This window comes from Myxococcales bacterium, assembly GCA_012513515.1.
Taxonomy (GTDB): Bacteria; UBA10199; UBA10199; order 2-02-FULL-44-16; family JAAZCA01; genus JAAZCA01.
Genome location: JAAZCA010000026.1, coordinates 21,121 through 28,841 on the forward strand (window position 1 = coordinate 21,121; position 7,721 = coordinate 28,841).

Sequence of the window (7,721 nt, forward strand, 5' to 3'; positions counted from 1 at the left end):
ACAAAAAAATTCAAACAAGGAGGAACGCTGTGGGAAAGAAGTATGTTTACACGTTTGGGGGAGGAAAGTCGGACGGTGATGCAACGATGAAAAATCTGCTCGGCGGCAAGGGGGCGAACCTGGCCGAAATGAGCAATCTCGGCATTCCGGTTCCGGCCGGAATGACGGTGACCACCGAGGTGTGCACCTACTACTATGATAACGACCGCACCTATCCGAAGGAGCTGGAAGAACAGGTCATGTCAGCGCTCAAGTTCACCGAAAAGGTGATGGGCGCGAAGTTCGGAGATCCGGCAAATCCTTTGCTTCTCTCGGTTCGTTCAGGCGCTCGTGCCAGCATGCCGGGCATGATGGACACGGTTTTGAACCTGGGCCTTACCACCGAGACCATCGAAGGTCTGATCAAGAAGACGAACAACGAGCGCTTCGTCTATGATAGCTACAGGCGTTTTATCCAGATGTACGGCGATGTCGTGATGGGCGCCGACTCGGAACATTTTGAGAAGATCATCGATGAGCTCAAGGCCGAGCGAGGAGTGAAGCTCGACACCGAACTCTCCGCTGAAGACCTCAAGAAGCTGTGCGAACTTTTCAAGGAAAAGGTGCGACAGGATCTCGGCGTTGAATTTCCAAACGACGCCCGCGAGCAGCTCTGGGGTGGAATAGGTGCGGTTTTCAAGTCGTGGAATACCGAACGCGCTGTGGAATATAGAAGGATACACGGATATCCCAGCAGCTGGGGAACGGCGGTCAACGTGCAGGCGATGGTCTATGGCAACATGGGTGATGATTGCGCCACAGGCGTCGCCTTTACGCGCGATCCCTCCACCGGTGAAAATCGTTTCTACGGAGAATATCTCATCAACGCCCAGGGTGAAGATGTCGTTGCGGGGATCCGCACACCCCAGCCGATCAACATCGCTGGCAAGAAATCCCCTTCCGAGGTTTCCCTCGAAGAGGCGATGCCTTCCGCGTATAAGGAGCTCGAAGGGATTTACCTCAAGCTCGAGAAGCACTACAGAAATATGCAGGATATCGAATTCACCATCCAGCAGGGAAAACTTTGGATGCTCCAGACCAGAAACGGCAAACGCACGGCCGCAGCGGCTGTGAAGATCGCCGTCGATATGGTTGAAGAAAAGCTGATCGACAAGAAAGAGGCTGTGAATCGCGTCGATCCCGAACAGCTCGATAAGCTCCTTCACCCGACGATCGATCCGAAGGTGAAACGTGAAGTGGTCGCGAGAGGGCTTCCCGCCTCTCCCGGCGCTGCCGTCGGCAAGATAGTCTTTACGGCCGACGATGCCGATGAATGGGTAAAGAGGGGGGAGAAGGTTATATTGGTGAGGCTCGAGACCTCTCCAGATGATATCAAGGGGATGGTCGTCGCCGAAGGAATTCTCACTGCTCGCGGCGGAATGACGTCGCACGCGGCCGTGGTCGCTCGCGGCATAGGCACCTGCTGCGTGGCCGGATGCTCCGAGCTTCAGGTCGATGCCGAGGCAAAGATCGCATCCATCGGAAACCTGACTCTCAATGAGGGTGACTCGATAACGCTCGATGGTTCGACAGGCGAAGTCATGCTGGGGGAACTCAAAACTTCGCGTCCAGAGCTCACAGGTCAGTTCGGCACATTCATGGAATGGGTAGATGAGATAAAGAAGATCAAGGTCAGAACCAACGCCGACACGCCGCATGACGCGGAGGTTGCGCGCAAATTCGGCGCTGAAGGCATAGGCCTTTGCAGGACCGAGCACATGTTCTTTGATGGCGAGCGCATCGACGCAGTTCGCGAGATGATTCTCGCAGATTCGCTCGAGGGAAGAAAGAAGGCGCTGGCCAAAATTCTCCCGATGCAGAAGGGTGATTTCAAAGGGATCTTCCGCGTGATGAACGGCTACCCTGTAACCATCAGGCTTCTGGATCCGCCGCTGCACGAATTTCTTCCTCATACCGAGGGAGAGATCGCCGATCTTTCCAAGGAACTCGGCGTTTCGGCTGAAAAGCTTCGTGCCAAAGCCGAGGAGCTCCACGAGGTCAACCCGATGCTCGGCCATCGCGGCTGCCGCCTCGGCGTAACTTTTCCAGAGATCTACGCGATGCAGACTCAGGCGATCATGGAAGCGGCCTGCGAACTTGTTCGTGACGACCACATCATCGTGATCCCTGAAATCGAGATACCACTCGTCGGACATGTCAACGAGCTTCGTCAGCTGAGAACGGTGTGTGAGAAGGTCGCCGAAGAGGTGATCGAGCGCACCGGTCAGAAGGTGAAGTACTACATCGGCACGATGATCGAGCTGCCCCGCGCGGCGATCACCGCCGACGAGATCGCGAAGTACGCCGACTTCTTCAGCTTCGGCACCAACGATCTTACGCAGACCACCTTCGGCTTCTCGCGCGACGATGCCGGAAAGTTCATCCGCGAGTACGTCGACAGGAAGATTCTGCCGGGCGACCCCTTCGTATCTATAGACCAGGCAGGCGTCGGCAAATTGATGAAGATCGGCGTCGAGCTCGGTCGCAAGGTAAATCCGAAGCTCGATATCGGAATCTGCGGCGAACACGGCGGCGAGGCGAAGTCGGTGATGTTCTGCCACGATATCGGCCTCAACTATGTAAGCTGCTCGCCATATCGCGTTCCGATTGCTAGGCTCGCGGCCGCGCAGGCGGTACTTGCTGATGAGAATAAACAGTAATATCAGGTAGTTAAATGACAGTTCAAAAACGCCGACGTACGAGACGTCGGCGTTTTTTTGTGTGCGCCCGGCAGCTTCTGCTTGTGCAGCTATTTTTGCAATACAGAGAAAAACCCCTCCACCGCTCAGCCCTATTTTCAGTTAATCTGTTCAACGCATACGATCTTCACATTGTCCCTGTCGCAGCTCTGCTCAAAAGCGGCAATTGCTTCTCCGTCCTTAGAATTGCAAAGGCCTATATAACCAGTACGATTAGCATCATCCTCCGTCCAATCCTGACAGGTATAACCGGTGACGGTCCTCCATTCATCATCGAGCCCTGTCCATGTCTCAATCTCCTCGGTTATATCCGAGAAAGCATTAGTGAGTTCAGCGATGTTGAAGTTAAAAATTCCCTTGTCTGTAGTCCTGCCGATGACCTTTGTAAGATCCGCCCGCACATACGTGGTATCGGGCAGCAAAACCCAATCGATGTGTTCGGTTGTACCATTTGTCTCGCAATTGCTGGAAGTACACGCGTTACGAGTAACTCCGTTAACGATCATGGCTTTGTATACACCGTTGCCCGGGTAGTTGCTGTCATTCATGCAGAAGGCATCTGCGTTTGATATGGCAAAGTTCGGATCCCCTGCAAATTTTCCAGTGTTGCCGCTGTTCGTCACGAAGATCTTCTGGTAATTGGCTGTAAATTCAGCGGCAAACTCAACGGTACAGTCTTCAGTGATAGGGCCTGTTGTGTAGAGATTGCCTTCCCAACTTCCTGCGGGACATGTTCTGCCCACGGAGTCATAGACGGTATAGCCGTCTTTTGCAGTTACTGTGAACTCGACGCTCTCACCAGAGTTGACGGTCTGGGCTTCACTGGGATTGAGGGTGTCGATGTTATCGTCGCCGGAAGGGGTCACCTGATATTGGACTGTCGCCGCGGCGGTCGTGAATCTCGCCATGAAACCCGTGAAAGACCTGCCTAAGAGGTAGTAAATGTCATCTGTGAGGCATATCGCGTACTGCGCGTCGCCGTCGAGATTCTCCTCGGGCGTCAGGTCGCAGGTCTTCAGCGTGTTGCAGTTAAGCGATGCTCCAAGGGCGTTCGCGGGATCGCAGAGCGCGGGGTCGATATCGGCCTTGAGGACCTGTGCAAGACGGGGAATCGGCACGATGAAGTAGCTATCTTCGGTCACTGTTGACTCGTCTATCGGTATGTCAAATGTGTAGCGAAAGACGCTATTGACGGCGATATTGGTCCTCCCGTCGAGCGTGTTGACCGAGACCGCCTCAGACGGAGGCGTCTCGCTCCCTCCGCAGGAAGCCATGGCAAGCACTGCAAAAAAGATGACAAGAAAACCGAATATTCTTCCTTCCCGCATTCTACACCTCCTATTTTTGCCAATACTACGCACAGTGCTCGCTAAATATCAACCGAAAATCTCAAAATCGTCATAAAATCGTAAGACGGAGCAACGAGCAATTCTGTACAACCCCAACCTCGACCACGGACAATGGACAATTGACCATCGACCAACATCAAGAAGCTAGAATCTAGAAATGAGAAACAATTGTCGATTATCTAAGGAGCCTTTGAATTGAAAAAGCCATTCCGACTAGTTGCCGAAATGGCTTCTTCTCCTACTTGGGGTGGCTTGTTGGAAAGTTTTAGAACTGCATGTCTTGAATATACGATGCAATGTGCGGCATAAAGTGAGGATTTATGAACGGTAAGAAAACACAAAATAAGAAGGTCGGCAGACCGCAATTTGATGGTAAAGACGAAAAAACCGTCCTCTCGAAATTGGAGTGGGCTTTTTCCATTGGTGCAACGGACGCAGAAGCCTGTAACCATGCAGAAATTTCGCTTTCTGCACTTGGCCGTTATCAACAAAAAAATCCTGAATTTCGGGAACAAAAAGAGGTCTTGAAGGAAACGCCTATATTGAAGGCTAGAAAGGCCATTTTCGACCGTCTGGATGACCCTGAATTTGCTATGAAGTTTATGGAACGCAAGAAGAAGGATGAGTTCAGCACACGTCAGGAATGGACAGGAGCCGCCGGACGGCCTTTATCGGATATAGACGAGGGTCACGCTGTCAAGATTGCACAAACTTTCCTTAAAGCCCAGAAGATGAGAAATGAAGCATGAATTTGAAGATATTCTCGAACTTTCTCGAATAAGACTAGCCGCATATGCCCAGACGATGTGGTCTGGATACAAGACTCCTTTGCATGTCCTGAAACTGTGTAATGCCCTAGAAGAAATTGAGTGCGGGAATATCGACCGCCTCATCGTTACGATGCCGCCTCGGTGTAGCAAATCGCTTAACATCGCCCAATTTTTCCCCGCATGGTATCTCGGCAGGAATCCATCAAAACAAATAATCTACTCATCATACAGCCAGAATCAGGCCACAAAATTCGGTCGCCTTGTCAGAAATCAACTCGCAGACCCTCTGTTCAAAAGGATATTCCCGAATTGCCATATTAGTGAGGATTCACAGGCTAAGCATGAGTTCAACACAATCGAAGGTGGCACATACAATGCCGTCGGTCGTGGCGGCTCAATAACTGGCAAAGGTGCAGACCTTCTTATTCTTGATGATATGTTTAAGGACAACAAAGAGGCTGACAGCAAATATATTCGAGAACAGATAAAAGACTGGTATCGCTCTGTTGCGAGCACACGCCTTCAAAAGGATGGGGCCGTCGTTATGTGTGGCACACGCTGGCATGAGGACGACAATATCGGTTGGGCTATAAATGAACTTACTAACCAAAACTGGACGGTCATCAATTTTTCGGCTCGTGATGAAAACAATAACCCACTGTGGCCGGAGATGTTCGGCGATTCGGCTCTTAGAGATATTGAAAAAACACTCGGCTCATATTTCTGGAACGCCCTTTACATGGGCAGACCATCAGCAAGAGAGGGCAATATCTTCAAACGAAATAAATGGCGATTTTATCAGGTTTCGCCGTCACGATTCGATATGATGATTCAGTCGTGGGATTCGAGTTTCAAGGATGGCAAAAACACGAGTTATGTTGTCGGTCAGGTGTGGGGTAAGGTCGGGCCTGATATTTATCTCATCGACCAAGTGAGAGGAAAGATGGGTTTCGTCGATACGATAAAGGCTATCAATAAACTCGTAAAGGACTATCCAAAAACATACAGTAAGCTCATAGAAGATAAGGCCAATGGCTCTGCAATCATCGACGTTCTGAAACGAAAGTTTCAGGGCGTATTGCCGATGACTCCCGACGGCTCAAAGGAGTCGAGAGCACAGGCAGTCTCTTATTTACAGGAATCCGGCAATATCTACCTTCCCGACCCTAAGATAAAATCATGGGTGAATGATTTTCTGGATGAGTGCGCCGATTTTCCAAACGCCCAGAACGATGACCAAGTGGATGCCATGTCACAGGCGCTCTCATATCTGCATAAAAAGTGTGATGGCGTTACAAGGCTGAAAAATCTTTTAGGCGACTTATACAATGCAAAATAATACTGACATTCGGGTACAAACTTGATACCTGTATGCACACCATGAATAGCGTGGATACTAGAAAAGAGAGTAAAATTGATGAACTCCTTTTTTTGGCTGGATTGATAAATATAGATTTAAGAAGAAAACGTTTTGATATGCAATATGGGGCATCTGCTCCGATATTGCCGACTCACGTTGTTGATTTTAAGAATATGACTATTTTTTTGACCGATTATGCTAAGCAAAAAAGGTTTGATGTTGTGGCTACGCCCAGAGTCAGTAATTCGCTTATTCAATATCATGATAAGGATAATCCAGATAGCGGCGGTCGGATTTATCTTGGACACCAAATAAAAAATACAGATGGCTCTATCCATGACAGAAAAAATCTCACGATAATATGGGATTTAGTACACGAAGTTGGTCACTTGCTAATTTTTGATTTGTCGAAAATCAGAAATAAAGAACATGAACAACATGCGTGGGATGCTGGTGAACAGTTAGTGTCTGATAAATATCCGTGCATTGAAAACAATAGACAGTCTTTCGAAGAATGGAAGAAAGATTGTCTTTCAACTTACTGATTACTCATATCAATATGTACTTCAAGATTTCTCAAACAAATTCTTAGGGTCAACGCCGATGGTTTTACAAATGCGCCACACCGTCATCAGAGTGGGGTTGCCTTCGCCCTTTTTTATTCGTGCGATATAACGTGGGTCAAGACCTGATAGAAGTTGTTGTCTTTGGCTCATCCCCGCTTTTTTCAAAGCCTTTTTTAGATTGTCACAAAAACGCTTCTGAAAAGCTGTATATGTTTCAGTATAATCCTTCACATGAAGGACTATAAATACCTCTGGCCTTTATAGATATGGTATGATAGACTATACCATATGTAAGAACATGATAACTATGGAGATATTGAATTAATGGCGAACACGAAACACCATCTGCAAAAACGAGCTAACAGATTATTGGTGATTCTCATCTTCATTTCAATTCTTATCGCAGGGGGTGTGTTTTTCTGGTCTGGCAAAGCCGATTGCTGGCATTGTAGAACAGACCCTTGCTATTACGATATTCAATGCGGCACATGGTGTTATTGTCACAAGGCGGAAAATGAAATGCGAGGCATTTGTGTTAGTGAGTAAATCGCAATGAAGGCAACCTGTAACAGCATAAAGTCAGCAATCTTCATTTTATTTTTATCATTACTCTTGTCTGGCTGTGCAAAGACGGTCGTGAGAATTGTGGACGGTGACACGATTGTTTTAAGCAACGGAAATAAAATAAGGCTCATTGGCGTTGATACCCCTGAAAGTCATTACAACAAAAAAATTGAACGTGATGTAGTCCGCTCTAAGTGCAAGGCCGATGACATTATTAAAATGGGCGCACAATCAGCCGATTATCTTAGCAATCTTCTATTGGGTAATAAAATACGCCTGAAATACGACAATCAACGCAAAGATATGTACGGGCGCTCACTGGGATATGTATTCACTAAGGACGGGACATTTATAAATGAAAAAATAATAGCCGA

General features: G+C 48.5%; 7 protein-coding genes. 5 read left to right on the top strand and 2 right to left on the bottom strand.

The annotated features are described in order from the left end of the window. Positions 1 to 29: 29 nt before the first annotated feature. Positions 30 to 2,699, top strand: a complete 2,670-nt coding sequence (locus tag GX659_05345; protein ID NLD28213.1) for a pyruvate, phosphate dikinase — start codon at positions 30 to 32, stop codon at positions 2,697 to 2,699. A 137-nt stretch (positions 2,700 to 2,836) separates the two neighbouring features. On the opposite strand, the gene GX659_05350 is transcribed toward GX659_05345, so the two are convergent. Further along, positions 2,837 to 4,066 carry a DUF1554 domain-containing protein gene (locus tag GX659_05350; protein ID NLD28214.1) on the bottom strand — a complete coding sequence of 410 codons (1,230 nt, stop codon included), beginning with the start codon at positions 4,064 to 4,066 and terminating at the stop codon, positions 2,837 to 2,839. 341 nt (positions 4,067 to 4,407) lie between these two features. Here GX659_05350 and GX659_05355 point away from each other — a divergent pair, with 341 nt between their 5' ends. The 3 genes from GX659_05355 to GX659_05365 are packed head-to-tail and all read left to right on the top strand — an operon-like array spanning position 4,408 to position 6,762. Then, positions 4,408 to 4,836, top strand: coding sequence for a hypothetical protein (locus GX659_05355; protein ID NLD28215.1), 429 nt, complete (start codon positions 4,408 to 4,410; stop codon positions 4,834 to 4,836). Continuing rightward, positions 4,826 to 6,196: a phage terminase large subunit gene (gene terL / locus GX659_05360; GenBank protein NLD28216.1), complete on the top strand. Its 1,371-nt coding sequence runs from the start codon at positions 4,826 to 4,828 to the stop codon at positions 6,194 to 6,196. Before GX659_05355 ends, terL begins: the two co-directional genes overlap by 11 nt. 41 nt (positions 6,197 to 6,237) lie before the next feature. Continuing rightward, on the top strand, positions 6,238 to 6,762 hold the full coding sequence (locus GX659_05365; GenBank protein NLD28217.1) for a hypothetical protein: 525 nt from the start codon (positions 6,238 to 6,240) through the stop codon (positions 6,760 to 6,762). 21 nt (positions 6,763 to 6,783) lie between these two features. Here the strand turns inward: GX659_05365 and GX659_05370 are convergent, their stop codons facing one another. Beyond that, on the bottom strand, positions 6,784 to 7,014 hold the full coding sequence (locus GX659_05370; protein NLD28218.1) for a helix-turn-helix transcriptional regulator: 231 nt from the start codon (positions 7,012 to 7,014) through the stop codon (positions 6,784 to 6,786). A 321-nt stretch (positions 7,015 to 7,335) separates the two neighbouring features. Between GX659_05370 and GX659_05375 the strand changes: the two genes are divergently transcribed. Continuing rightward, on the top strand, positions 7,336 to 7,721 hold a 386-nt coding region (locus tag GX659_05375), incomplete at its 3' end, for a hypothetical protein (GenBank protein ID NLD28219.1).

Excerpts from the sequence above, each read along its gene's own strand:
- GX659_05355 (NLD28215.1), top strand. The coding sequence starts at position 4,408 with ATGAACGGTAAGAAAACACAAAATAAGAAGGTCGGCAGACCGCAATTT.
- GX659_05365 (NLD28217.1), top strand. The coding sequence starts at position 6,238 with ATGAATAGCGTGGATACTAGAAAAGAGAGTAAAATTGATGAACTCCTT.
- GX659_05350 (NLD28214.1), bottom strand. The coding sequence starts at position 4,066 with ATGCGGGAAGGAAGAATATTCGGTTTTCTTGTCATCTTTTTTGCAGTG.
- terL (NLD28216.1), top strand. The coding sequence starts at position 4,826 with ATGAAGCATGAATTTGAAGATATTCTCGAACTTTCTCGAATAAGACTA.